The 23,340-nt window shown below is 67.8% G+C and carries 23 protein-coding genes and 1 tRNA gene; 13 read left to right on the top strand and 11 right to left on the bottom strand.

The window, feature by feature from the left end:
* Positions 1-5: 5 nt before the first annotated feature.
* The 4 genes from BUF17_RS03630 to rplM all read right to left on the bottom strand — a co-directional run bounded on the left by BUF17_RS03630 (position 6) and on the right by rplM (position 3,251).
* The gene (locus BUF17_RS03630; protein ID WP_084563870.1) at positions 6-797 is read right to left on the bottom strand and encodes an RlmE family RNA methyltransferase; all 792 of its coding nucleotides are present in this window, start codon (positions 795-797) and stop codon (positions 6-8) included.
* Complete coding sequence (locus BUF17_RS03635; protein ID WP_139282390.1) at positions 794-2,089, bottom strand: Ppx/GppA phosphatase family protein; 1,296 nt, start codon at positions 2,087-2,089, stop codon at positions 794-796. The genes BUF17_RS03630 and BUF17_RS03635 overlap by 4 nt, the downstream gene beginning before the upstream one ends.
* 224 nt (positions 2,090-2,313) lie before the next feature.
* Positions 2,314-2,784, bottom strand: a complete 471-nt coding sequence (gene rpsI, locus BUF17_RS03640) for a 30S ribosomal protein S9 (protein WP_073625774.1) — start codon at positions 2,782-2,784, stop codon at positions 2,314-2,316.
* Positions 2,785-2,786: 2 nt separating this feature from the next.
* Positions 2,787-3,251, bottom strand: a complete 465-nt coding sequence (gene rplM, locus BUF17_RS03645; RefSeq protein ID WP_073625775.1) for a 50S ribosomal protein L13 — start codon at positions 3,249-3,251, stop codon at positions 2,787-2,789.
* Between the two features lie 434 nt (positions 3,252-3,685).
* Between rplM and BUF17_RS03650 the strand changes: the two genes are divergently transcribed.
* From BUF17_RS03650 to BUF17_RS03660, 3 genes are all read left to right on the top strand, one after another.
* Positions 3,686-4,351, top strand: coding sequence for a hypothetical protein (locus BUF17_RS03650; protein ID WP_073625776.1), 666 nt, complete (start codon positions 3,686-3,688; stop codon positions 4,349-4,351).
* A gap of 47 nt (positions 4,352-4,398) precedes the next feature.
* Positions 4,399-4,836, top strand: a complete 438-nt coding sequence (locus BUF17_RS03655; RefSeq protein ID WP_073626044.1) for a CoA-binding protein — start codon at positions 4,399-4,401, stop codon at positions 4,834-4,836.
* 179 nt (positions 4,837-5,015) lie between these two features.
* A complete protein-coding gene (locus BUF17_RS03660; RefSeq protein ID WP_073625777.1) occupies positions 5,016-6,305 on the top strand; it encodes an O-acetylhomoserine aminocarboxypropyltransferase in 1,290 nt (429 codons plus the stop codon).
* On the opposite strand, the gene BUF17_RS03665 is transcribed toward BUF17_RS03660, so the two are convergent.
* Positions 6,268-6,765, bottom strand: coding sequence for a hypothetical protein (locus tag BUF17_RS03665; protein ID WP_073625778.1), 498 nt, complete (start codon positions 6,763-6,765; stop codon positions 6,268-6,270). The two genes, BUF17_RS03660 and BUF17_RS03665, sit on opposite strands and share 38 nt — an antisense overlap.
* 226 nt (positions 6,766-6,991) lie before the next feature.
* On the bottom strand, positions 6,992-8,080 hold the full coding sequence (locus tag BUF17_RS03670) for a COX15/CtaA family protein (RefSeq protein ID WP_073625779.1): 1,089 nt from the start codon (positions 8,078-8,080) through the stop codon (positions 6,992-6,994).
* 182 nt (positions 8,081-8,262) lie between these two features.
* On the opposite strand from BUF17_RS03670, the gene BUF17_RS03675 reads away from it, so the two are divergent.
* On the top strand, positions 8,263-8,493 hold the full coding sequence (locus tag BUF17_RS03675) for a DUF2842 domain-containing protein (RefSeq protein ID WP_073625780.1): 231 nt from the start codon (positions 8,263-8,265) through the stop codon (positions 8,491-8,493).
* A 6-nt stretch (positions 8,494-8,499) separates the two neighbouring features.
* Here BUF17_RS03675 and BUF17_RS03680 read toward each other — a convergent pair whose 3' ends face one another.
* Positions 8,500-10,185 carry a P-loop NTPase family protein gene (locus tag BUF17_RS03680; RefSeq protein ID WP_139282391.1) on the bottom strand — a complete coding sequence of 562 codons (1,686 nt, stop codon included), beginning with the start codon at positions 10,183-10,185 and terminating at the stop codon, positions 8,500-8,502.
* Positions 10,186-10,333: 148 nt separating this feature from the next.
* Between BUF17_RS03680 and BUF17_RS03685 the strand changes: the two genes are divergently transcribed.
* Positions 10,334-10,410 (top strand) — tRNA-Pro (locus tag BUF17_RS03685).
* 137 nt (positions 10,411-10,547) lie between these two features.
* Here the strand turns inward: BUF17_RS03685 and BUF17_RS03690 are convergent.
* Both BUF17_RS03690 and BUF17_RS03695 read right to left on the bottom strand, forming a co-directional pair.
* Positions 10,548-11,213 carry a DJ-1/PfpI family protein gene (locus BUF17_RS03690; protein ID WP_073625782.1) on the bottom strand — a complete coding sequence of 222 codons (666 nt, stop codon included), beginning with the start codon at positions 11,211-11,213 and terminating at the stop codon, positions 10,548-10,550.
* Between the two features lie 91 nt (positions 11,214-11,304).
* A complete protein-coding gene (locus BUF17_RS03695; RefSeq protein ID WP_073625783.1) occupies positions 11,305-12,480 on the bottom strand; it encodes a pyridoxal phosphate-dependent aminotransferase in 1,176 nt (391 codons plus the stop codon).
* Positions 12,481-12,799: 319 nt separating this feature from the next.
* Here BUF17_RS03695 and BUF17_RS03700 point away from each other — a divergent pair, with 319 nt between their 5' ends.
* The 6 genes from BUF17_RS03700 (at position 12,800) to aat (ending at position 18,510) form a co-directional block, all read left to right on the top strand.
* A complete protein-coding gene (locus BUF17_RS03700) occupies positions 12,800-14,128 on the top strand; it encodes a M48 family metalloprotease (protein ID WP_244530744.1) in 1,329 nt (442 codons plus the stop codon).
* Positions 14,129-14,210: 82 nt separating this feature from the next.
* A complete protein-coding gene (locus BUF17_RS03705; RefSeq protein ID WP_073625784.1) occupies positions 14,211-15,026 on the top strand; it encodes a DsbA family protein in 816 nt (271 codons plus the stop codon).
* Between the two features lie 283 nt (positions 15,027-15,309).
* The gene (gene aroQ / locus BUF17_RS03710; RefSeq protein WP_073625785.1) at positions 15,310-15,756 is read left to right on the top strand and encodes a type II 3-dehydroquinate dehydratase; all 447 of its coding nucleotides are present in this window, start codon (positions 15,310-15,312) and stop codon (positions 15,754-15,756) included.
* A gap of 66 nt (positions 15,757-15,822) precedes the next feature.
* Positions 15,823-16,293, top strand: a complete 471-nt coding sequence (gene accB / locus BUF17_RS03715) for an acetyl-CoA carboxylase biotin carboxyl carrier protein (RefSeq protein ID WP_073625786.1) — start codon at positions 15,823-15,825, stop codon at positions 16,291-16,293.
* 2 nt (positions 16,294-16,295) lie between these two features.
* Complete coding sequence (gene accC, locus BUF17_RS03720; protein ID WP_073625787.1) at positions 16,296-17,651, top strand: acetyl-CoA carboxylase biotin carboxylase subunit; 1,356 nt, start codon at positions 16,296-16,298, stop codon at positions 17,649-17,651.
* A gap of 184 nt (positions 17,652-17,835) precedes the next feature.
* Positions 17,836-18,510: a leucyl/phenylalanyl-tRNA--protein transferase gene (gene aat / locus BUF17_RS03725; protein ID WP_073625788.1), complete on the top strand. Its 675-nt coding sequence runs from the start codon at positions 17,836-17,838 to the stop codon at positions 18,508-18,510.
* 151 nt (positions 18,511-18,661) lie between these two features.
* On the opposite strand, the gene BUF17_RS23505 is transcribed toward aat, so the two are convergent.
* A complete protein-coding gene (locus tag BUF17_RS23505; protein WP_428977618.1) occupies positions 18,662-19,480 on the bottom strand; it encodes a DUF2155 domain-containing protein in 819 nt (272 codons plus the stop codon).
* 191 nt (positions 19,481-19,671) lie between these two features.
* On the bottom strand, positions 19,672-20,604 hold the full coding sequence (locus tag BUF17_RS03735; RefSeq protein WP_073625789.1) for a hydrogen peroxide-inducible genes activator: 933 nt from the start codon (positions 20,602-20,604) through the stop codon (positions 19,672-19,674).
* A 102-nt stretch (positions 20,605-20,706) separates the two neighbouring features.
* On the opposite strand from BUF17_RS03735, the gene BUF17_RS03740 reads away from it, so the two are divergent.
* Positions 20,707-22,167 carry a catalase gene (locus BUF17_RS03740; RefSeq protein ID WP_073625790.1) on the top strand — a complete coding sequence of 487 codons (1,461 nt, stop codon included), beginning with the start codon at positions 20,707-20,709 and terminating at the stop codon, positions 22,165-22,167.
* Between the two features lie 184 nt (positions 22,168-22,351).
* A complete protein-coding gene (locus BUF17_RS03745; RefSeq protein WP_073625791.1) occupies positions 22,352-23,338 on the top strand; it encodes a diguanylate cyclase domain-containing protein in 987 nt (328 codons plus the stop codon).
* Positions 23,339-23,340: the final 2 nt, after the last annotated feature.

Raw genomic sequence — 23,340 nt, forward strand, 5'->3', positions numbered from 1 at the left:
GACGCTCAGAAATCGGGACGGACTGCGATGTCCTCGTCATCGCCAAGGACCTCGCCCAAGTCGCCGTCGTCACCGAGCGTTACCGCCCGGCCGCGAAACCCCTTTGCGAGGACGTAAAGTTCGGCCGAATCCTGCCGGCTGGCGGCCGGCTTGACGTGCATCACCTGGGCGAAATCGCGCTTCAGATCGGCAAGCAGCGTGTGTTCCGTGCCACCGCGAAACACCTTGGCGAGGAAGGCGCCGCCCGGCGCGAGCACATCGCGCGCGAACTCGATCGCGACCTCGCAGAGATGCATGATACGCAGGTGATCGGTCTTCTTGTGGCCGGTCGTCGGCGCGGCCATGTCGGAAAGCACGAGATCGGCCTTGTGACCGCCGAGCGCATCCTGCAGCACCTGCGGCGCGTCATCGTCGAGGAAATTCTTCTCAAGCACGATCACGCCGGGAAGCTGGTCCATCTCCAGATAGTCGATGGCGACGATGCGCGGGCCGGCATCGCTCGATCCGGTGCGGGAGACCGCGACCTGCGACCAGCCGCCCGGTGCCGCGCCGAGGTCGACAACCCGCATGCCGGGCTTCAGCAGATGATGCTTCTCGTCGATCTCGATCAGCTTGTAGGCCGCGCGCGACCGCAGGCCCTCCGCCTTTGCGCGACGCACATAGGGATCGTTGAGCTGGCGCTCCAGCCAGCGGTTCGAGGAGTTCGTGCGCCGGCGCGCGGTCTTCACCTTGACCTTCAGCGCGCGTCCGCCGCCCGTTCCACCGCCGGAAACGCCCTTGCCCTTGCCGCCGCTCATGACCGCCCTGCCCCGCTCATGCCGCCCTGTCCGTGGCCGCGATCGGCCGAGATCAACTCCGTCAGGATACCCTCCCGAAGGCCGCGGTCGGCGACGCGCAACCGGCGGCACGGCCAGCGGCGGCGGATCGCCTCCAGGATCGCGCACCCGGCGATCACGAGGTCGGCCCGGTCGCGGCCGATGCAAGGGCTTGCGACGCGCTCGTCGTAATCCATCGCGCGCACGCGGTCGATCATGCCTTCGACCTCGGCGGCGTCGAGCCACGTGCCGTCGACCCGGCGGCGGTCGTAGCGGGCGAGACCCAGATAGACGCCGGCGAGCGTGGTGACGGTGCCGGAGGTGCCGAGGAAGTGCACCCTTCCGGACGCCACCGCCGCATCGAGCTCGTGGCCGGGATCGAAGGCCGCGAGCAGACCGGACACCTCGTCCACCATCCGCTCGAACGTGTCCGGTGTGACGGCGACGCCCCCGTGCCGGTCCGCGAGCCCGACTACGCCCACCGGGAGCGAGGTCCAGGCACGAATCGCCCGCGCCACCGCCACCGGTCCGTTCTTGCGGCGCAGGTCGAGCCAGACGAGTTCCGAAGAGCCGCCGCCGATATCGAACAGGATGGCGCCGTCGCCCTCGCGGTCCACCAGCGATGCGCAGCCAACGACGGCGAGCCGGGCCTCCGTCTCGCGCGATACCACTTCGAGTTCGAGATCGGCCTCCTGCCGGACCCGCTGGAGGAACAGGTCACCGTTCGAAGCCGCGCGGCAGGCCTCGGTCGCGATCAGCCGGAAGCGGTCGACATGGCGGTCGGTCAGCTTGCGGCGGCACACCTTGAGCGCGTCGATCGCCCGGTCCATCGCCGCATCCGCCAGGACGCCGGACAGCGAGACGCCCTCGCCGAGCCTGACGATGCGCGAGAAGGCGTCGATGACACGGAAATTTCGGCCCCGCGCCTCGGCGATCAAAAGCCGGCAGTTGTTGGTGCCGAGATCGAGCGCCGCATAGCGGCGCTGGCCGTATTCGCCGGACCCTGGGTGGGGATGCTCGGCGTGGCGATGGCCGTGAGCCGCTATATCGCCGGCGGTTGGTGGCGCCGCGGCGCCTGCCGGCGCGAATGCGTCACCGGTCCATGGGCGCGGCCCGGACGGAAGGCGCCCATCATCGTCGACGCCCGCTGAGGAGGCATCGTCCGAATCGGTCGCCGCGAACGGCTCGCGGGGCGGCGGACTGCTGCCGCCGCTCCACGAACCCGCTGTTCCCGCCGGGCCTTCCGCCGGCTGGTCGAATACGGGTATTCCCACACGTCCTCATCGGGCCGGCCGCGGCTGGAGCGGCGCCGGCCTCGCAAATTCGCTCTCGTTGCCGTCAGTCTAGCAGCACTGCGCGCCGGCTCAAGCCGCACATGCCATGGCGAGCCGTGGCGATGGGGAGCGGCGGTCATGTCCAGAACGCAGAACGGGGCGGCCCGAAGGACCGCCCCGCTGAATTTGGTATCTGACCGACGCGGCCACAAGGCCGCGAAAAATCAGCGCTTCGAGAACTGGAAGCTGCGGCGGGCCTTGGCGCGGCCGTACTTCTTGCGCTCGACGGTACGCGAATCGCGGGTCAGGAAGCCTTCCTTCTTGAGCACGGCGCGAAGCTCCGGCTCGTAGTAGGTCAGCGCCTTGGAGATGCCGTGACGCAGCGCGCCCGCCTGGCCGGACAGACCGCCGCCGGAAACGGTGGCGTTCACATCGTACTGGCCTTCGCGGTTGGCGATGCCGATCGCCTGACGGATCACCATCTGCAGGACCGGCCGCGCGAAATAGGCGGTGTAGTCCTTGTCGTTGACGATGATCTTGCCGGTGCCGCGGGAAATCCACACGCGGGCAACGGCGTCCTTGCGCTTGCCGGTCGCATAGGCGCGGCCATAGGCGTCGAGCTTCTGGACGTGAACCGGAGCTTCTTCAGCGGCAGAGGTGCCGAGAGCGCCGAGCTGGGACTGGATGTCTGCCATGGTCAGCCCACCTTGACGTTCTTGGGGTTGAGGGCGGCGACGTCGAGGGTCGACGGCTGCTGCGCCTCATGGGGATGCGAGGAACCGGCATAGACGCGCAGGCCGCGCAGCTGCTGACGGGTCAGCGGACCGCCCGGCATCATGCGCTTCACGGCGAGCTCGACAACGCGCTCAGGGAAACGGCCTTCGAGGATGGAGCGCGCGGTGCGCTCCTTGATGCCGCCAATGAAACCGGTGTGATGATAGTACTTCTTGTCGTAGTACTTCTGGCCGGTCAGAACCACCTTGTCCGCGTTGATAACGATCACGTTATCACCGCAGTCGACGTGGGGCGTGAAGGTCGGCTTGTGCTTGCCGCGCAGGCGCATGGCAATAATGGAAGCAAGCCGGCCCACGACGAGCCCTTCGGCGTCGATCAGGATCCAGTTCTTCTCGACCTCTTCGGGCTTCGCCGTGTAGGTCTTCATCGTTTCGTTCGCTTTTCCGTTGGGCAGCCGCACCCGAGAGCACGACCGCTTCCTCAACTCGCGAAGGTCTTTCGCGGGGATCGTGTCCGCCGAACGCCGCAGCGCCGCAGATTGGCGCTTCCTCTAACCGCACTCGTCCGCCACGTCAAGAGCACCCCGCGCAAGCTTAGAGCAATTTTGTCAGCAAAAACAAGGTTTTACAAATGAGGTATCATAATACCGCTACGCAATGCGTTGATTTCGACCAAAAAAGCGTCGCGGCCCGCCGAAATTCGCTCGCCAGCCCCTTCCCCCCGCCCCATCCGGGCGCTTCCGGCCATAGCGCCATCGCCGGATCATCGGCGCGATAAATTGGCGTTCTTCCCGATCTCGCCCTCTCTTCGCTGCGATTGGTCGCCCATCTATAAGGACGCCATCCGTCATCGAGGCTTGCCATGGTTCGCGTTCTCGTCCGCTCTCTCGCTTTCGTGCTGATCCTCGGTGCGCCGGCCTTCGCCGCGATCGCCGGGAGCGGCAGTGCGCTGGCACAGACGGATCCGGGAGACGCCGGCGCGGCGCAGGCGAATACGGCCGGTTCCGACGCGCCACCGGCGCCCGAGCTGCTGGCACCTACCCCCGACAACCAGGTTCCGCTGACGCCCGCCCTGGTGCAGCGCTTCCTCGACAGCTGGCCGGAGCTCTCGACCCTTGGCGACCAGTTCGCGGACCAGTACGGCGTCGACGAGGATGCCACCGATCCCGCCAGCGCCTTCCAGGTCTGGGCCGAGCGGCCGGAAGCCAAGACCAAGATCGATGCGGTGTTGACGAAGCACGGCTTCAGCGGGCTCGACGAATGGGCGAAGGTCGCCAACAGCGTGCTGCTTGCCTACGACTACGATGAAAGCCTGACCGATCCCGCCCAGATCGCCGATGCCGTGCGCGAGATCGAGGCGACGCCGGGCATGAGCCGGCAGGAAAAGGACAGCCTGATCGCCCAGGTCCACAAGCAGGCCGAGGATGCCGCGGCCGGCAAGCCGCTCGACGGCAACCGGGCCGTGATCGAGCCCTTCATGGACCGCATCGGCGCAGTCATAAACGCCGACCAGGGCGAGGCGGACTGAGCGCCGCAGCCGGCCTTGCACCGCCACCGGAGCAGAAAGGACGCATGATGAGCCACGACCCGAACGCCGCCGATTTCATCGCCACCGTGCTTGCGGAGGGCCGCGTCGTCGCCGTCGTCGGCGCAAGCCCCAATCCGGAGCGCCCGTCCTACAACGTCATGGCGACGCTGATGGCGCACGGGCACCGCGTCATCCCGATCAATCCCGGGCAGGCCGGCAAGACCATCCACGGCCAGACCGTCTACGCGCGGCTCGCCGACATTCCCGAGCCGGTCGACATGATCGACATCTTCCGTGCCTCCGACGCCGTCGCCGGCATCGTGGAGGAAGCGCTCGCCCTCGATCCGAAGCCGAAATCGATCTGGATGCAGCTCGGCGTGATCGACGAGGCCGCCGCCGAACGCGCGCGGGCGGCTGGGCTCGACGTGGTGGTGGATCGCTGCCCGGCCATCGAATATGCCCGCCTCGGCCGCAGCCGGCACTGACGGTGCGGCCGCAAAGCGCCTGGCGGCATAAGCGGCAACGTCATTCCTCTATAGGCGGCACTTTCGGAACGGTATACTCCGTCTTGCCAGCCGGCATCCCCTGCCGGCTTTGACGGCGGCCCCTCCGATCGACGACCATCGGGGTGGCTGAAACAACTGCCTACCCAAGGATCAGAAGAATGACGGCAGAACACGTCCCGGGCTTCGCGACCCTCGCCATCCACGCCGGCGCCGAGCCGGATCCGACCACGAAGGCGCGGGCGACGCCGATCTATCAGACGACCTCGTTCGTGTTCGACGACGTCGACCACGCGGCGTCGCTGTTCGGCCTCCAGGCGTTCGGCAACATCTATACGCGCATCGGAAACCCCACCAATGCGGTGCTCGAGGGGCGCATCGCGGCACTCGAAGGCGGCACCGCCGCGCTCGCCGTGGCCTCCGGCCATGCGGCCCAGGCACTGGTGTTCCATGCGCTGCTCCAGCCGGGCGACGAATTCATCGCGGCCCGCCAGCTCTACGGCGGCTCGATCAACCAGTTCAACCACGCCTTCAAGAGCTTCGGCTGGAACGTGGTGTGGGCCGATGCGGCCGATCCCGGCTCGTTCGAGCGCGCGGTGACGGCGAAGACCAAGGCGATCTTCATCGAATCGTTCGCCAATCCCGGCGGAAGCGTCACGGACATCGCAGCCATCGCCGCCGTCGCGAAGAAGGCCGGTGTGCCGCTCATCGTCGACAACACGCTGGCGACGCCCTATCTGGTCCGCCCGTTCGAGCATGGTGCCGATATCGTCGTCCATTCGGCGACGAAGTTCCTCGGCGGCCACGGCAACTCCATCGGCGGCCTGATCGTCGACGGCGGCACGTTCGACTGGAGCGCCCACAAGGAGCGCTTCCCGGTGCTGACGGCGCCGCGCCCGGAATATCAGGGCATCGTGCTGCACGAGACCTTCGGCAACTTCGCCTTCGCCATCGCCGTGCGTGTGCTCGGCCTGCGCGACCTCGGTCCCGCGCTGTCGCCGTTCAACGCGTTCCTGATCATCACCGGCATCGAGACGCTGCCGCTGCGCATGCAGCGCCACAGCGAGAATGCCCTCGCCGTGGCCGAATATCTCGCCGGGCACGACAAGGTGTCGTGGGTGAGCTATGCCGGCCTGCCCGGCGACGCGTCCCATGAGCGGGCGCAGAAATATGCGCCGAAGGGCGCGGGCGCGGTGTTCACCTTCGGCCTCAAGGGCGGCTACGACGCGGGCGTCGCGCTCGTCTCGAAGGTGAAGCTGTTCTCCCACCTTGCGAACGTCGGCGACACCCGCTCGCTGATCATTCATCCGGCCTCGACCACCCACCGCCAGCTCAGCGACACCCAGAAGAGCTCGGCCGGCGCCGGCCCCGAGGTGGTGCGCCTCTCGGTCGGCATCGAGGAGAAGGCCGACATCATTGCTGACCTGGAGCAGGCGCTGGCACAGGTTTGATCGGCTTGGACTTCGGGGCGGCGGCCGGGGACTTCCCGGCCGTCGCCGTATTCGTCGACTTGGCAGTGGCCGGCACCTTCGCCTGTGGCTTTGCCGCTCCGCCCGTGGGCGGTGTCTTCACCTTCACACCGGGCAGGCCGGGCGCGCCGGAATAGGAATAGGGATCGCTTCCCTTCGACGGCATCCCGTTGCCCGGCCGGACGACGAGGCTGTCGCCGTCGGACCAACTCGGCAGCGCAACGGCGTTCCCCGGCATTCCCTGTGGGTTCCAGGGCGTCGCCGGCTGCTGCCAGGGCTGCGATTTCGGCTTCGCGTGGTTGCTGTTGGAAGACGGGTCTGCGCCGCCCGGATTGGTCTTGAAGTAACTCGATCCCGACGCGTTGTTATCGACCGTATAGATGTTGCCGAACGCATCCTTGCAGACGAGCCTCATGCCGGACTGCGTGCAGTCGGCCGCCATTGCACCCGTCAGACTTGTAAAGACTCCGACTGCAGATATCAGAACGCAAGAATAAGAAAGAAACCGCATCGAGAACAGCCATCCTTCTGCCGCATCGTCACTGGGCGTAGGAATAGCACGGCCGGGGCAAAGAACGAAAACACGGTCCGGATAGCCACCGTAACTCGACGGGTGAACGGATCTAGTCGTGTTGTCTGCCCGACGGCGATCGGAGATGCCGGTGGAATCAGGTGGCGGAAACAGGAACCGTGTGCCGGGCATGGGCCACGGCGATGGTCAGCACCACCACGGCACCGAACTGATGCGCCAGGCCGAGGGACAACGGCACCATGTGCACGAGCGCCAGCACGCCGAGGGTCGCCTGAGCGGTCACCGCCGCGAACAGCCCCCACGCTCCCGTCGCAGCCGCGGTGCCGCGCGACCGGACCGCATGGACCAGTGCCAGCAGGAACACGCCATAGGCGACCATGCGATGGTCGAACTGGACCGTGAGCGGGTTCTCGAACAGGTTGACCCACCAGGGCTGCTGAACGAACAGGTTTCCCGGCACAAGTGTCCCGTCGATCAGGGGCCAGGTGTTGAAGGTCCAGCCGGCGCGTAGCCCGGCGACGAGACCGCCGAGGAAGATCTGCACCAGGACCGCCGCCACGATCACGAGGGCCATCGTCGGAACGCGCGACGGCAGGGCCGCCGACCGCCGGCGCGGCGGCGCCAGCCCCTCCGCGACCCAGACGACGGCGGCAAGCAGCAGGCAGGCGAGCGTCAGATGGATGGCCAGTCGGTACTGACTGACCTCGGTGCGCTCCACGAGCCCGGAGGCGACCATCCACCATCCGACCACGCCCTGGAGACCGCCGAGCGCGAACAGCCCGGCAAGCGGCCAGCGCAGCCGTCGCGGCAGACAGCCCCGCCACCAGAAGAACACGAGCGGCACCGCGAACACGAGCCCGATCACGCGGCCGAGCAGGCGATGGCTCCACTCCCACCAGAAGATGAACTTGAACCCTGAAAGGTCCATGTCCGGGTTCATCAGCTTGAACTGGGGGATCTGCTGATATTTCAGGAACTCTTCCTGCCACTCGGCATCCGTCAGCGGCGGGATGGTGCCGTGGATCGGCTTCCACTCCGTGATCGACAGACCCGACTCGGTCAGGCGCGTCGCGCCGCCGACGACCACCATGGCGATGATCATCGCCGCGACGACGAGGAGCCAGATCCGGACGGCGGCGAGGCCGCGGCCGGGTGCATGGCGCACGTCGCCTTCCCGCGGAAGGGCGCCCGGCGCCGAGGAGGCGGATGTCAGTGAGCGTTCCATGGAACGTGATCTTATAAGGCTTCGAACGTCGGACCGCGCGTCTCTTTGCGCTGGCGCGACACCCGGTCGCGAACCATGATGCGCGCAAGGGCCAGCCCGCCTGGAGCGGGACCCGGAACCGGCGGGGTTCGCGTCAGGCCGGACCGGAAGCCCGCCCGACGAGGCGGCCCAGTGGAGGAAACATGGCGACGGATATTCAGGGGCGGCGACTGCACCGCGTGCGCAAGCTCATCGGCACCGTCGCACTGGTGCTGTTCGTCATCGTCTACGCCCTGGTGGCGATGGCGATCGGCGCGGTTCTGGTGCCGAACCACAGCGGGTTCGTGGCGCTTGTGTTCTATGTCGTCGCCGGCCTGGGCTGGGTGCTGCCGGCCGGCCTGATCATCAAATGGATGGAACGCGGACGGCTCTGACGTCGATCAGGCCGCGGGCGCGAACGCCTCCATCCGCGGATCGATTTCCTGACGCACGTGGAAGGCCGCGCCGCGCGCCTCGGTGGCGACCACCGTCACAGGACGGCGCGTCGCATGCGTGAGGCGGTCGAAGGCCGAACGCACGCCGGGCGCGCACGCATCGCGGTCGGTCGCAAGCACGATGCCGTCGAGGTGGGCGATGGCCCGGCCTGCGAGATGATCGATATCGCCCGGCGGGAGATGGATCACCACCCGCTCGTAGGCATGAACCAGCGCCTCGATGACCGCGTCGAATCGCTCGGGCGCCATCGTCAGATCGTCGGGCCGCCCGCTGAGGACGTGGAAGCGCAGCTGCGGATCGCGCACGATCACTTCCGCGAACGATGCCTCGCCGGAAAGAAGACCGCCGAAGCCGAGCGCATTCGCCGGCGGGGGCAACGCAGTGTCGCCGGTGAGATCGATCATCACCGCGGGCTTGTCTTCCGCCGCGCTGGCGGCAAGACGGGCAACCTCGCGCGAGGCCTCGGTTCCGCCGACGCCGATGACGGCCAGGCAACGCCGGGGGCCGGTGCTGCCCGGCGCCCAGAATCGCTCGCCGCCGAGCGACTCACGCCGCTGGCCCACCGCCGGCCGTGACGGCAGGCGGAAATCGACCGGGATCGCGCCCACCACCGGGGGAGCCGAGGGCACCGGCGAGATGTCGGCATGGCGGTCGGTGGCCGAACGGCGACGCAGGACAGCTGCGGTGGCGAGGGCCGCGGCAAGGCCGGCGAGAACCGAAAGGCCGAACAGCGTTCCGCCGCTGCGCGGCTCGGACGCGACGGCGGGCGTCACGATTCGTGCGCTGCCAGCGCCGGAAGCGCTCGATGCCAGCGACACATAGGTGTCGAGCACCGCGTTCAGCGTCGTTGCCGCCGCTGTGGGCGTATCGGCGGCCAGTGAGATCGAGACCGTCTCGGGCGCGGAACGGCTGACGGCGAGCGCCGCGCCGAGGGCGGCCACCCGGCGTTCTTCGACAGCGGTCGCCGCAGTCGCGCCATCGGGGCCGAGAGCGGCGAACAGGCGGGCCGCGAGGCTGTCTGGCACGAGAACATCGTCGTCGAGCCGTGCCGCCGCGGTCGCGTCGAGCCGTCGGATGACGGTTCGCAGGAATTCCGGGGAATGCAGCATCTGCCCCGCAGCGGCCACACGAGCTTCGCGCGAGCCGCCGTCGTCGACGCCCTGGGCAACCGCCAGGCGCGCGGAGGCGGTCGAAACCGGCACCATCCGGTCGGCGACGCCATAGACCATCATGCCGACGCCGAGTGCGGCAGCCGCAATCCAGCCGGCGCCAGCCGTAGAACGCATCCGGCGAACCGTGTGCGTCCTCGCCAGCGGCACCTCAACGGCCAGATCGACCATATCAAGCGACTCCACCCTGCTCATGCCGCAAGGGTGACTCCGCCCCGGTAAGCAGCAGGTTAACGCTGCTCTGTCCGAAGGCCCGGATCCGACGTTTTCCTCTGCCGACACGCCGGGCGAAACGTGAATCCGCATCCGGCAGGCAAAAAGCAAAAAGGCCGCTCGCGGAAGCGACAGCGGCCTTTTAAGGTCTTCACTTGGGAGGTGCCTCCGTTCGGGGGCACGGCGATCTTCTAGCCGTTCGCCTTCGGGTTCAGAAGTGGGGCGGAAGCAAGGCAGCCATGCGTCCATTGCATGGGTCGCACCCCACCCTCCCGCTCACCGGGATGCTGGTAAATGAGCCTGCGCGACGCCCTCCCGGCCTGGACCGCGTCATCCACGACTAATGCAGGCGTTTCCGCTTGCCCTCGACTCCGGGAGGCGATAGGAAAGCCGCCATCGGAGCGTAGCGCAGCCTGGTAGCGCACCTGCATGGGGTGCAGGGGGTCGGAGGTTCAAATCCTCTCGCTCCGACCATTTCCCCCAGCCACATTTTTCCAACGCCATCACTCGGAAATCACGGTTTCCGAATATCGGCTGCGTCGCGAAGCGGCGCGTCCCCGAGATCGGACAGATCTCGGAGAGGGCCGTCTGGCGACCGACCGCGCGGCCACTCACGCCAACGGCAGCAGCTTCTCGCGCGCGGCGCGCAGCGCGGCGTATTTCGCCCGAACGGACTCCACCACCGCTCGCGGCGCCTCTGCCGGCGTGCCGGCTGAGAACGGCGGCGCGGGCGCATATTCGAGCGCCAGCTGGATCGCTTCGGCCTGCTCCCGTCCCAACAATTCGGCGATCACGGTGAGGCCGAAATCTATCCCCGCCGTCACGCCTCCGGCGGTGATCAGGTTGCCGTCGCGCACCACTCGGGCTTCGACCGGGATCGCGCCCAGCCGGTCGAGAAAGTCGAGCGCATTCCAATGCGTCGTCGCCCGCTTGCCGTGAAGCAGGCCGGCCGCGCCGAGCACCATCGCCCCCGTGCAGACGGACGTCACGTAACGCGCGGTGGCCGCCTGGCGGCGGACGAAACCGAGCGCATCCTCGTCGACGAGCAACGCGTTGACGCCAGCGCCGCCGGGCACGCACAGCACGTCCAGCGGCGGGCAGTCCGCGAAAATCGTCGTCGGTATCAGCGGCAGTCCGCAGGAGGAGATGACCGGGTCCGGGTCCTTCCACAGAATATGGACCTCGGTGTCGGGAGCCGCCGAGAAGACGTCGCACGGCCCGGCTAGATCGAGCAACTGCACGCCCGGAAAGGCGACAAGACCGAATCGAAGCGGCATCGCATTCTCCCAGGTTTCGGCGATGGGCGCCGCGGCGGCCTCTGTTGTTCCGCTCGCGCCCTGCCCGCCCCGCCACGAACGTTCGTGGCGATCAGATCCCGGCTTTCCCGAGCCAACGCTCCAGATTGTCCATCGCGCGCTCCATCTCCTCGGACGAGCCGGCGACGGAGAACCGGATGTAGCCGTGGCCGCGGGAGCGGTCGAAATCGACGCCCGGCGTCGCCGCGACACCCGCATGGTCGAGCATCGAGCGCGCGAAATCCCGCGAGTCGTTGGCGAAGCGGCGGACGCTCGCATAGACGTAGAACGCGCCGTCGGCCGGCAGGATCTCGTCGAAGCCGAGACCGGGCAGCCGGGCGAGCAGAATATCCCTGTTGGTGCGGTAGCCCGCTTTCACCGCCTCCAGCTCCTCCGTCGCGTCGAAGGCCGCCAGCGCCGCGCGCTGGGACAGTTCCGGCACGGAGATGAAGAGATTCTGCGCGATTCGCTCCACCGGACGCACCAGCCGCTCCGGCAGCACCATCCAGCCCACACGCCACCCGGTCATGCAGAAATATTTCGAGAAGCTGTTGATCACGATGGCATCGTCGGAAAGCGCCAGCGCGGAGGTCTCCTCGCCGTCATAGACGAGGCCGTGATAGATCTCGTCGGAGATGAACCACAGACCGCGCTCGTGCGCGGCCTCGATCAGCGCGGCAAGCGCGGCACGCTCCATCACCGTGCCGGTGGGGTTGTTCGGACTTGCGACCAGCACGCCGGCGAGCGGTCGCGCGGCATGGTGGGCCGCGAGAGTGTGCGGGTCGAGCGACCAGCGCGTCTCGGCCGTCGTCTCGATCTCCACGGCCTCGATCCCCAGCGCGCCGAGCACGTTGCGGTAGGCCGGATAGCCGGGGACCGGCAGCGCGACGCGGGCGCCGTGATCGAACGCGGCGAGGAACGCCAGGTTGAACGCGCCGGAGGAACCGGTGGTGACCACCACGCGGTCAGGCGAGACGTCAACGCCGTACCGCTCTCCGTAATGCCGGGCGATGCGCTCGCGCAGGGCACGAAGGCCGAGCGCCTCGGTGTAGCCGATGCGCCCCCCATCGAGCGCCGCCCTCGCCGCCGCCACCACGGCCTTCGGCGCCGGCGCCGAAGGCTGGCCGACTTCCATGCGCACGACGTCGGCCCCGGTCGCCTCCCGTGCCACCGCCGCGCTCATCACGTCCATGGCGATGAACGGGTCCACTGCGCTGCGGGCGGAGGGTTCCGGTCGCGAAATCGTCATTCGGCACTCCCGGGCGAAGACGGGGCCGCCGCCGTGTCGCCGCATTTGCTGTCTTCCTATCGAGGATCTATCGATGTGCGGAGCGTTTGCCCTTCGGCAAAGTTCGCGCCCGCAGGGGGGCGGCACACACACACCGGCGGCACAGCCGGCAAGCGCCGATCGAGGATCCATGTTCGACCGATGCCTATCCCGGCTGAGAGCCGCTTGGAAGCCTTTCGCCGCAGGGCGTGGGGCGGGACTGCGTATCGCCGCACCGCCCCGCGCGCTCAGGCACCGTTACACGGCGGGCTTCTCGCTTGTCGCCGCCGCGCACTTCGCCGTGCTGCCGGCTTCGGCGCAGGAATCGCCGCCCGGGCGCAGCATCGCGATCGTGCGGGATGCCGAGACCGAGCAGCTGATGCGGGACTATCTGAGGCCGATTCTGGGCGCCGCCGGGCTTCCGAGCGGGGCGACCGAGGTCGTGCTCGTCAACGATTCGAGCTTCAACGCCTTTGTGGCGGACAGCCACCGCATCTTCATCAACACGGGCGTGATCACCCAGGCCAAGACGCCGAACGAGGTGATCGGCGTTCTCGCCCACGAGACCGGTCACATCGCGGGCAATCATCTGGCGCGCATGCACCAGGCGGCCTCGCAGGCCGGCATCATCGCCGCCATCGGCATGATCGCCGGCGCGGGCGCGCTGGTCGCCGGCGCGGCCGCGGGCAATGGATCGGTGGCGGGCGGCGGTGCCGCGGCCATCACCGGCGGCATCGGCCTCGGCCAGCGCTCGCTGCTGTCCTACCAGCGCGGCGAGGAAGACGCCGCCGACCGTTCGGCGCTGACGTTCCTTCAGCGCACCAAGCAATCCGCGAAGGGCATGATCGACACGTTCAAGCGGCTCGCCAACGAGCAGCTGATGATCGCGCGCTATGCCGATCCCTATGCCCAAAGCCACCCGATGGCGCGCGATCGCATCGCCAACCTCGAGACCAAGGCGGAGGCGAGCCCCTACTGGGACGTCAAGGATCCCCCGGCGCTGCAGGCCCGGCACGACATGGTGCGCGCCAAGCTGATCGCCTTCACGTCGTCCCCGCAGACGGCGCTGCGGCAATACCCGCCGTCGAATACAAGCCTGCCCGCGCGCTATGCCCGCGCCGTCGTCGCCTACCGCATGGGTGACCCGCAGGAAGCCCAGCGACAGGTCGACGCCCTGATCAAAAGCCAGCCCTCCAACCCCTATTTCTGGGAACTGAAGGGGCAGGCGATGCTCGATCTCGGCAATCCGCGCGGCGCGATCGCGCCGTTGCAGAAGGCCGTCTCGCTCGCGCCAAGCGCGACGCCGATCCGTGCGCTTTATGGGCAGGCGCTGGTGGGCGCCGGCGATCCGGCCTCAGCCAAGCAAGCCGTGACCGAGCTCAACCGCGTGGTCCAGGCCGATCCGGACGATGCGTCGGCCTTCCGTTTCCTCGCGATGGCCTACGGCGCGCAGGGCCAGACCGCGATGGCGGACCTCGCAACGGCACGCGGCATGGCGGCTCAAGGCCAGCTCAAGCAGGCGAGCCATTATGCCCAGCGCGCGAAGATGGGGCTGAAGATGGGAACGCCGGCCTGGCTGCAGGCTGATGACCTCGTGACCCGGCCGTCCAGCAAGTCCGGCAAGAACTGATATGAAGATCCTGCCGCAACTTATTGCTTCCGGCAGGCTTTCTGCTATTTGCCTCCCTTTCCTCCCCGATGTGAGAACACCCATGCTGATCCCGTCGAAGCGTCGTCGGCACACCACCGGAGCGGTCGCGCTCGCCGCCGTGCTGGCGCTCGCCACTCCGTTCACCTCCGCCGCCCCGGTGCTGGCGGCCGATTCCGGCCCGGTGACGTCGTTCGACGCCAAGCAGCGCGCCGACATCGAGAAGATCGTGCGCGACTATCTGATCGCCAACCCCGACATCCTCGTCGAGGTCAGCAGCGCCTTGCAGAAGCGGCAGGAAGTTGCCGCGGAGGAAGCGCAGAAGGACGTCATCAAGGCGCAGAGCGACACGCTGCTCAATTCGAAGAACCAGGTCGTGCTCGGCAACCCGCAGGGCGACGTCACGCTGGTCGAGTTCTTCGACTACAATTGCGGCTACTGCCGGCGCGCGGTGGAAGACACCTTCGCGCTGATCGACCAGGATCCGAAGCTGCGCGTCGTGCTGAAGGAATTCCCCATCCTGACGGAAGGCTCGGTCGAAGCCGCGCGCGTCGCGATCGCCGTGAAGGACGTGGCGCCGGATCGTTACGCCGAATTCCATCGCGCGATGTTCGCGATGAAGGGCCAGGCGGACGGCAAGCGCGCGCTCCAGGTCGCCGAAAAGCTCGGGATCGACGGCAGCAAGCTCGAAGCGGCGATGAAGGGGCCGGACGTGGAGGATACCCTCCAGGAAACCCACAATCTCGCGCAGCTTCTCCAGATCTCCGGCACGCCTTCCTACGTGATCGGCGATGCCGTCCTGCCCGGCGCCGTGGGCGTCGCGGCGCTGAAAGAGCGCATCGACACCGTCCGCAAGTGCGGGGGTACCTCGTCCTGCTGATGCGGCGCCTCGGCGCGACTGGGATCGGGCGGCCGTCGGGCCGCCCTTTTTCGTCGGCACAACCGCCGCGCGGCGCGGCAGGAGCACCGCGAGTACCCCATTTCCTCGCGGCCCGCTTGCGCCTATAAGATAGCCGCCTCCACGGAGGCCGGTGGCGCGACGGATCGTCCGCGGCGCTTCGACCGACAAGCATGCGGCCGCTTCGCCGGGGACGGTGTCGCGACCGAGTTCGACGTTATGGCCGGCGGCACAGACCGGCCCGGCCTTTCTGGTGATCCGGCTTATGGTTCCGATCCTCGTCCTCAACGGACCGAACCTCAACCGCCTCGGCAAGCGCGAGCCCGGCATCTACGGCGCCACCACGCTCGCGGAGATCGAGGAGCGGTGCAAGGCGGCGGGAACGCGGCTCGGCCTCAGTGTGGACTTCCGCCAGTCGAACCACGAAGGCGTGCTGGTCGACTGGATCCACGAAGCGGCCGACAGCGCGAAGGGCATCGCGCTCAATGCCGGCGCCTATACCCACACCTCGGTTGCGCTGCACGATGCCATTCGCGCCGTGGGACTGCCGACCGTCGAACTTCACCTATCCAATGTCCATGCCCGAGAGAGCTTCCGCCACCACTCCTACATCGCGCCCGCCGCGACAGGCGTGATCGCGGGGTTCGGCCCGAACAGCTACATCCTCGCCCTGGAGGCGCTGGCGGCGATCCTCATACCGGATGCCGCCTGACGCGCCCCCGGATGCGAACCACGCATCGGCCCGACTTTCCGAAGGCCCCAATTTTTCCGAAGGCTCATGACAATCAAGAAACCGACCATCGACCAGTCGCTGATCCGTGAACTCGCCGACCTGCTGACGGAGACCGCACTCTCCGAGATCGAGGTCGAGCAGGGCGACCTGCGCATCCGCATCGCGCGCTATGCCCAGCCGACCACCGTGATGGCGGCGCCGGCGGCGGCTTCCCCCCTCGCCGCTCCCGCCGTGGCGGCTGCGATCCCGGTTGCGCCGGCTGCGCTCGATCCCGCGACCAATCCCGGCACGGTGAAGTCGCCGATGGTCGGCACCGCCTATCTCGCGCCGGAGCCGGGCGCGAAGCCGTTCATCGAAGTCGGCGACAAGATCGCGGCGGGCCAGACCCTGCTGATCGTCGAGGCGATGAAGACCATGAACCAGATTCCCGCGCCCCGCGCCGGAACGGTGACGAAGATCCTCATCGAGGACGGCCAGCCGGTCGAGTACGGCGAGCCGCTCGTGATCGTCGAGTGACCATGTTCTCGAAGATCCTCATCGCCAACCGCGGCGAGATCGCGCTGCGCATCCTGCGGGCCTGCAAGGAGCTCGGGGTCGCGACCGTCGCCGTGCATTCGACGGCCGACGCCGACGCCATGCACGTCCGCCTCGCCGACGAGAGCGTGTGCATCGGCCCGCCGCAGGCGCGCGACAGCTATCTCAACATTCCCTCGCTGCTCGCCGCCTGCGAGATCACCGGTGCCGAGGCCGTTCACCCGGGCTACGGCTTCCTGTCGGAAAACGCCCGGTTCGCCGAGATCCTCGCCGCCCACGGCATCAAGTTCATCGGGCCGAGCGCGGACCACATCCGCATCATGGGCGACAAGATCGAGGCCAAGCGCACCGCGAAGCGCCTCGGCCTGCCGGTTGTGCCGGGGTCCGAAGGCGAGATCCGTACCGAGGAAGAGGCCCGCCGGGTCGCCGCCGAGATCGGATTCCCGCTTTTGGTGAAGGCCGCCGCCGGCGGTGGCGGGCGCGGCATGAAGGTCGCGATGACCGAGAACGACCTCGATCACGCGCTCTCGACCGCCCGCTCGGAGGCTAAGGCCGCCTTCGGCGACGATGCCGTCTATCTCGAGCGCTATCTCGGCAAGCCGCGCCACATCGAAATCCAGGTGTTCGGCGACGGCCAGGGCAATGCGGTCTATCTCGGCGAGCGCGATTGCTCGCTCCAGCGCCGGCACCAGAAGGTTTGGGAGGAGGCCCTCGCCCCGACCATCACCCAGGCCCAGCGCGAGCAGATCGGCGAGCGCGTCGCCGAGGCGATGCGCATCCTTCGCTACGAAGGCGCGGGCACCATCGAGTTCCTCTACGAGAATGGCGAGTTCTATTTCATCGAAATGAACACCCGCCTCCAGGTGGAACATCCGGTGACCGAGATGATCACCGGCATCGATCTGGTTAACGAGCAGATCAAGGTGGCGTCGGGCGAGAAGCTCTCGTTCTCGCAGTCGGACGTGCGCTTCAACGGCCACGCCATCGAATGCCGCATCAATGCCGAGGACCCGGCCACCTTCACGCCGTCGCCCGGCCGGATCACCTATTTCCATCCGCCCGGCGGCCTCGGCGTGCGCGTCGATTCGGGCGTGTATCAGGGCTATCTGATCCCGCCCTATTACGACAGCCTGATCGGCAAGCTGATCGTGCATGGCCGCAATCGCGAAGAGTGCATGAACCGGCTGCGACGCTGCCTCGACGAGTTCGTCGTCGACGGCATCAACACCACGATCCCGCTGTTCCGGGCCCTGGTGAACGATCCGGATATCGCCTCCGGCAACTACGATATCCACTGGCTCGAAGGCTTCCTCGCCCGGCAGGCCGCCGCCAAGGCGTGACCCCGGGGCCGACGGCTACCGCCGCCCTTCCGGCGGGCCGCCGGAGCCGTTGGCGAACCGACGGGTAATTCCGTCTGTTCGCGACCGGCTCCGGTGCGGTACGCTGTTCCCGTTGCTGCCGACCCGATGATTCCGTCCGGCCGGCAGGCGTTCGGGGAGGCGACGGCATCCGGGAGCACTGCCCATGAAGAACGACGCCGTCCTGGAAATCACGCCGCAGGTCCTGCTCAAGGCCTATGCGTGCGGCATCTTCCCGATGGCCGAGGCCGCGGACGATCCGAGCCTGTTCTGGATCGAGCCCGATCAGCGCGGCGTGCTGCCGCTCGACACCTTCCACATTCCCCGCCGGCTCGCCCGCACCGTCCGGCAGGACGTGTTCGAGGTCCGCGTCGACCATGATTTCGACGCCGTGATCGAGGCCTGCGCGGAACCGGCGCCCGGACGCCGCAAGACCTGGATCAGCCGCCGCATCCGCCGGCTCTACCGCGACCTGTTCGATATCGGACACTGCCACACCGTGGAATGCTGGGAAGGCGGGCGTCTCGTCGGGGGGCTTTACGGTGTCAGGCTCGGCCTCGCCTTCTGCGGCGAGAGCATGTTTTCGCGCGAGCGGGATGCCTCGAAGGTCGCGCTTGTCCACCTCGTCGCGCGGCTCGTCGCAGGTGGCTTCACCCTGCTCGACACCCAGTTCATCACCGAGCATCTGAGCCGGTTCGGCGCCGTGGAAATCGGGCGGCGCGACTATCAGGCCCGGCTCGATGCGGCCATGCTGGGGATCGGCGATTTCGAGCGCCTGCCGCATGACGCGAGCGGCGCCGAGGTGCTCGCCGTGATCGAACGGTATCAGTGCGCTTCGTAACGGCACGATAGCGTCCGGCCATAGGGAAAAACGCGCCCGGCAATCGCCCCGCAATGAAGCGGCCGCCCACGCCCTGATGAGGCTGCTCACGCGGTGGACCACCGAAGGGTTTTATCCCGCCTTTGCCACCGCTCCCCGCAATAGCGGGGGATCAGTCTTCCGGCTGATCGGTGCTCGGCTGGTCCTGATCGGTCCCGCCGCCGACCTCGGTGCCGGCGCCGCCCATGGTCGGCTTCGGCAACGGCTCGGAGACCCAGCCTTCCGGACGGGGAATGAGATCGAGGCCTTCCTTGGTGAAGCGGCTGGCATCGAAGCCGTCCGGCGGAGGCACCTCGGAGGAGACGCGGCAATCCGTCAGCCACACGTCGTAGATCGGGTGATCGACGGCGTTGAGACCCGGGCTAGCAGCGAACATCCACCCGGTGAAGATGCGGCGGACCTGATTGTCGAGAGTGATCTCGTCGACCTCGAGGAAGGCGTCGGTTCGCGGCGCTTCGGTCGACGGGCGCGAGTAGCAGGCGCGCGGCGTCACCCTGAGGGCGCCGAACTGCACGGTCTCGTCGATATAGGCATCGAAAGAGATGATGCGGCCGGTGATCTTGTCGAGGCCGGAGAACACCGCCACGGGGTTCGAAAGCCGGGTTTCCTGGGGCGGCGCGGCCTGGGTCGTCGGGTCAGGCTGGGGCTGAGGCGCGGGCTGCTGCGGTGCGGGCTGGGGCGCGGCCTGCGGAGCGGGCTGGCCCTGCGGCATCGGCTGGCCCTGCGGCGCCTGCTGATCAAGGGGCATCGGCTGACCGAGAGGGACCGGCTGACCGAGGGGCACCGGCTGGCCTGGTGCCGGCGCCATCTCGCCCTGCATCGGCGGATCGGAGAACGCCTGAGCGAAGGCGGCATTGGCCGAAAGCACGGACATGCCGGCGCCTGCGACGCACAGCGCCGTGCCGAGCCCCGCCATACGGATATTTGCCAATCCCGCGCGCCCTGCTTTCACCGCACCACTCACGCTCGCAACACTCCGGCCGTCCCGCCGATTCCGTCCCCTTACCACCGCGTCGCGTTGCGGGCAAAGCATCCAGCCGCCGGTAAGAAGACACCGCGTTCATTATCGGCGTTATCCGGCCGGACTGTGGCGTTCCTGCCGATGACGCCCGTCGGTCACGGCTATACCGCGCGCTGCAGCGGACGAGCGCCCTTTGCCCCCTTCGGCGCCAGCGCATCGCGAACCAGTGCGGCGAACTCGCGGAAGTCCTTCGTGCGACGGCTCGAACGGCGCCACACCAGCCCGACGGTTCGGCTCGGCTGCGGATCGCGGAACGGCAGCACCGAAATGCGGGGATCCCCCGCGACACCGCTGCGGACCGCGATCTCCGGCAGCAACGTCACGCCGTAGCCGTTCGCCACCATCTGCACGATGGTGGCAAGGCTCGTGGCACCGAACTCGTTGCGGACCACAGGATTGATCGCGCGGCAATAGGTCAGCGCCTGCTCGCGCAGACAGTGGCCCTCCTCCAGCAGCAGCAACCGCTCCTGCGCGAGCGTCGACACATCGGCAAGTTCCGCCTCGGCGCGTCCGGCATTGCGCCGCGTCGCCAGCAGGAAGCGGTCCTCGAACAGCGGCGCCTCGATCAGGCCGGTGCCTTCCGCCGGCAGGGCCACCACCACGGCGTCGAGCCGACCGGCGACAAGATCCTCCGTCAGGAGGCCGGTCAGCGCCTCACGGATTTCCAGATCGAGCGCCGGATGCCGACGGTGGATCTCCGGCAGAACCGCCGGCAGCAGGTATGGCGCGACCGAAGGAATGATGCCGAGGCGCAGCCTGCCGCCGAGCCCGGTTTCCTGCCGCCGGATCACTTCCACGAGATCGCCGACATCCTCAAGGACGGCGCGGGCGCGGCGGGCGCATTCCAGCCCCGCATCGGTGATGACGATCCGCCCGGGATGACGCTCGACGAGCGCCGTGCCCAGAAACGCCTCCAGGTCCCTGATTTGCTGGGACAGTGCAGGCTGCGTGACGGCACATTCCGCCGCCGCCCGGCCGAAATGGCCGTGGCGCGCGAGGGCATCGAAATAGCGGAGCTGTCGCAAGGTGACCATGGCGATAAGAATATCTTATCGGCCGCGCGATACAATCGAATTAGACCTGATCCAATCAGCCGTGCATCCTGCCGCCAGTCCAGCCACCGAGGAGGCAGCGGCATGACCCGTCCGACATTGACCACGACCGGAGGCGCGCCGGTCGCCGACAACCAGAACTCCATCACCGCCGGTCCGCGCGGTCCGGTGCTTCTGGAAGATTTCCAGCTGATCGAGAAGCTGGCGCATCAGAACCGTGAGCGCATTCCCGAACGCGTGGTGCACGCCAAGGGTTCCGCCGCTTTCGGCACCCTGGTCGTCACCCACGACATCTCCGCCTACACCAAGGCGAAGGCGCTGCAGCCCGGCGCCACGACCGACATGCTGCTGCGGTTCTCCACCGTGGCGGGCGAGCGCGGCGCGGCGGATGCCGAACGCGACGTGCGCGGTTTCGCGCTGAAATTCTACACCGAGGAAGGCAACTGGGATCTCGTCGGCAACAACACGCCCGTGTTCTTCGTGCGCGATCCGCTGAAGTTCCCGGACTTCATCCACACCCAGAAGCGCCATCCGAAGACCAACATGCGCTCGCCAACTGCGATGTGGGATTTCTGGTCGCTGTCGCCGGAGAGCCTGCATCAGGTTACGATCCTGTTCTCCGACCGCGGCCTGCCGGACGGCTATCGCTTCATGCACGGCTTCGGCTCCCACACCTATGCGCTGATCAACGCGGCGAACGAGCGGGTGTGGGTGAAGTTCCACTTCAAGAGCCAGCAGGGCATCAAGAACCTCACCAATGCCGAGGCGGAAGCCATCGTCGCCAAGGATCGCGAGAGCGCCCAGGCCGACCTGTTCCATGCCATCGAGCGCGGCGAGTTCCCGCGCTGGTCGCTCAAGATCCAGGTCATGACCGAGGAGCAGGCCGACCAGACGTCGTATAATCCGTTCGACCTGACCAAGGTCTGGCCGCACAAGGAATTCCCGCTCATCGACGTCGGCTATATCGAGCTCAACCGAAATCCGGAGAACTATTTCGCCGAGGTGGAGCAGGCCTCGTTCTCGCCCTCGAACGTGGTGCCGGGCATTTCGTTCTCGCCCGACAAGATGCTGCAGGCGCGGATCTTCTCCTACGCGGATGCCCATCGCTACCGCGTCGGCACGCATTACGAGCAGCTTCCCGTCAACCGGCCGCGCTGCCCGGTGCACACCTACCACATGGACGGGCCGATGCGTTTCGATGCCCCGAAGGGCACCGACGCCTATTATGAGCCAAACTCGTTCGGTGGCCCGGTGGAAGACAAGACCGTGGCGGAACCTCCGCTCAAGCTCCATGGCGACGCCGCCCGCTACGACCACCGCGAGGGCAACGACGACTACACGCAGCCCGGCAACCTGTTCCGCCTGATGACGCCGGCCCAGAAGCAGGCGCTGTTCCAGAACATCGCCGCCGCGATGAATGGTGTGCCGAAGGACATCATCGAGCGCCAGGTCGCGCACTTCTGGCGCGCGGACCCGGAATACGGCATCGGCGTCGCCCGCCTCACCGGCACCCGCGTGCCCGGCGAGATCCAGGCCGCGGAATAAGCACACGTCAACGGCGGGGCGGAGAAATCCGCCCTGCCCCTCCACATCGCCGGTTCGCTGGCGACGGTCTCCCGGCCAGCCCGGCTCGCCATCGCAGCGGCCCGCATTTCACCCCGCCTTAATTTTCTTCGTCGACGATGCAGTTTGGACGCGCGCACGGCGCGAACGCACCGAGGACGAAGCCATGGATGCCGGCGCCAACCATGCCGAAGCCCGCCTGCCGAGGGACGATCGCGGCCCCGGCGGCAGCAATGCGCTCGAAGGTGGCCTGAACCCCAGCCTTGAGGCCGCCTTCGCGGCCGTCGATGGCGCGCAGCGCGAGATTTCCGATCTCGTCACGCGTCAGACCGGCGGCCTCGCCTCGGGAGAGGCCGCGGCCCTGGTCGACATCGTCGACACCGTGACGGACGTGCTCGACCAGCAGATCGAGACGCTCCGGGCGCTGCGCGTGGCCATAACCGGCCCGCTGCTCGACCAGCTCTCGCATGAAGGACCGACGGCTCATGCCGTCGCGGCCACCATCGTCGCGCTGATGGACAAGCTCGAGACCGCGGACCGCGGCGCCCGGCGCCTTGCGACCGCGTTGTGCGACCACCGCGCCGAACTCGCGGATTTGATCACGCCCCCCGACGCCGACCCGATACTGCCGCCCGACGACGAACCGATGCCGGAACGGCCGGTGTTCGACCGCGCCATCGCGACCGCCGTGCGTTGTGCCGTCGAAACCGACCGTCGCCTTGCCGTGCTCATCGTCGGCGTCGACCGCTTCGCGGAGATCGAGGCCTCGGACGGCACGGTTGCTACCGAAGCCGCCCTCACCGCCGTGGGCCGCACGCTCGTCGCGGGGGTTGCCGACCTCGGCGTGGTCTACCGCTATTCGGCGGACATGTTCGCGGTGATCCTGCCGGACAGCAACCTGCGCCAGGCCGTCGCCGTCGGCGAGCACCTGAGGCGGGGGATCGCCCATCAGGCGGACGTGCCCGAACTCGGCCGCGACGGCGAACGGCTGTCGATCTCCGTCGGCGCGTCGGCCCTCTCGCACGAGGACGATGTGGCGAGCCTGATGGAGCGGGTCTCGTGCTGCCTCGGCGAGGCGCAATGGGCCGGCGGCGACCGCGTGATGTGCGAGACCGATCCCGACTTCGACATCGACCTGCGCCGGAGGGGCTGAGG

Origin of the sequence: Pseudoxanthobacter soli DSM 19599, from assembly GCF_900148505.1 — a bacterium.
Taxonomy (GTDB): domain Bacteria; phylum Pseudomonadota; class Alphaproteobacteria; order Rhizobiales; family Segnochrobactraceae; genus Pseudoxanthobacter; species Pseudoxanthobacter soli.

Coding starts and splice junctions, on each gene's coding strand:
- BUF17_RS03630 (WP_084563870.1), bottom strand. CDS start 797: ATGAGCGGCGGCAAGGGCAAGGGCGTTTCCGGCGGTGGAACGGGCGGC.
- accB (WP_073625786.1), top strand. CDS start 15,823: ATGACAATCAAGAAACCGACCATCGACCAGTCGCTGATCCGTGAACTC.
- BUF17_RS03690 (WP_073625782.1), bottom strand. CDS start 11,213: ATGCCGCTTCGATTCGGTCTTGTCGCCTTTCCGGGCGTGCAGTTGCTC.
- BUF17_RS03705 (WP_073625784.1), top strand. CDS start 14,211: ATGCTGATCCCGTCGAAGCGTCGTCGGCACACCACCGGAGCGGTCGCG.
- BUF17_RS03670 (WP_073625779.1), bottom strand. CDS start 8,080: ATGGAACGCTCACTGACATCCGCCTCCTCGGCGCCGGGCGCCCTTCCG.
- BUF17_RS03665 (WP_073625778.1), bottom strand. CDS start 6,765: ATGGCGGCCGACTGCACGCAGTCCGGCATGAGGCTCGTCTGCAAGGAT.
- aroQ (WP_073625785.1), top strand. CDS start 15,310: ATGGTTCCGATCCTCGTCCTCAACGGACCGAACCTCAACCGCCTCGGC.
- BUF17_RS03695 (WP_073625783.1), bottom strand. CDS start 12,480: ATGACGATTTCGCGACCGGAACCCTCCGCCCGCAGCGCAGTGGACCCG.
- BUF17_RS03655 (WP_073626044.1), top strand. CDS start 4,399: ATGAGCCACGACCCGAACGCCGCCGATTTCATCGCCACCGTGCTTGCG.
- BUF17_RS03660 (WP_073625777.1), top strand. CDS start 5,016: ATGACGGCAGAACACGTCCCGGGCTTCGCGACCCTCGCCATCCACGCC.
- BUF17_RS03740 (WP_073625790.1), top strand. CDS start 20,707: ATGACCCGTCCGACATTGACCACGACCGGAGGCGCGCCGGTCGCCGAC.
- accC (WP_073625787.1), top strand. CDS start 16,296: ATGTTCTCGAAGATCCTCATCGCCAACCGCGGCGAGATCGCGCTGCGC.
- BUF17_RS03680 (WP_139282391.1), bottom strand. CDS start 10,185: ATGGACGCATGGCTGCCTTGCTTCCGCCCCACTTCTGAACCCGAAGGC.
- BUF17_RS03650 (WP_073625776.1), top strand. CDS start 3,686: ATGGTTCGCGTTCTCGTCCGCTCTCTCGCTTTCGTGCTGATCCTCGGT.
- BUF17_RS03745 (WP_073625791.1), top strand. CDS start 22,352: ATGGATGCCGGCGCCAACCATGCCGAAGCCCGCCTGCCGAGGGACGAT.
- aat (WP_073625788.1), top strand. CDS start 17,836: ATGAAGAACGACGCCGTCCTGGAAATCACGCCGCAGGTCCTGCTCAAG.
- BUF17_RS03735 (WP_073625789.1), bottom strand. CDS start 20,604: ATGGTCACCTTGCGACAGCTCCGCTATTTCGATGCCCTCGCGCGCCAC.
- rpsI (WP_073625774.1), bottom strand. CDS start 2,784: ATGGCAGACATCCAGTCCCAGCTCGGCGCTCTCGGCACCTCTGCCGCT.
- BUF17_RS03675 (WP_073625780.1), top strand. CDS start 8,263: ATGGCGACGGATATTCAGGGGCGGCGACTGCACCGCGTGCGCAAGCTC.
- rplM (WP_073625775.1), bottom strand. CDS start 3,251: ATGAAGACCTACACGGCGAAGCCCGAAGAGGTCGAGAAGAACTGGATC.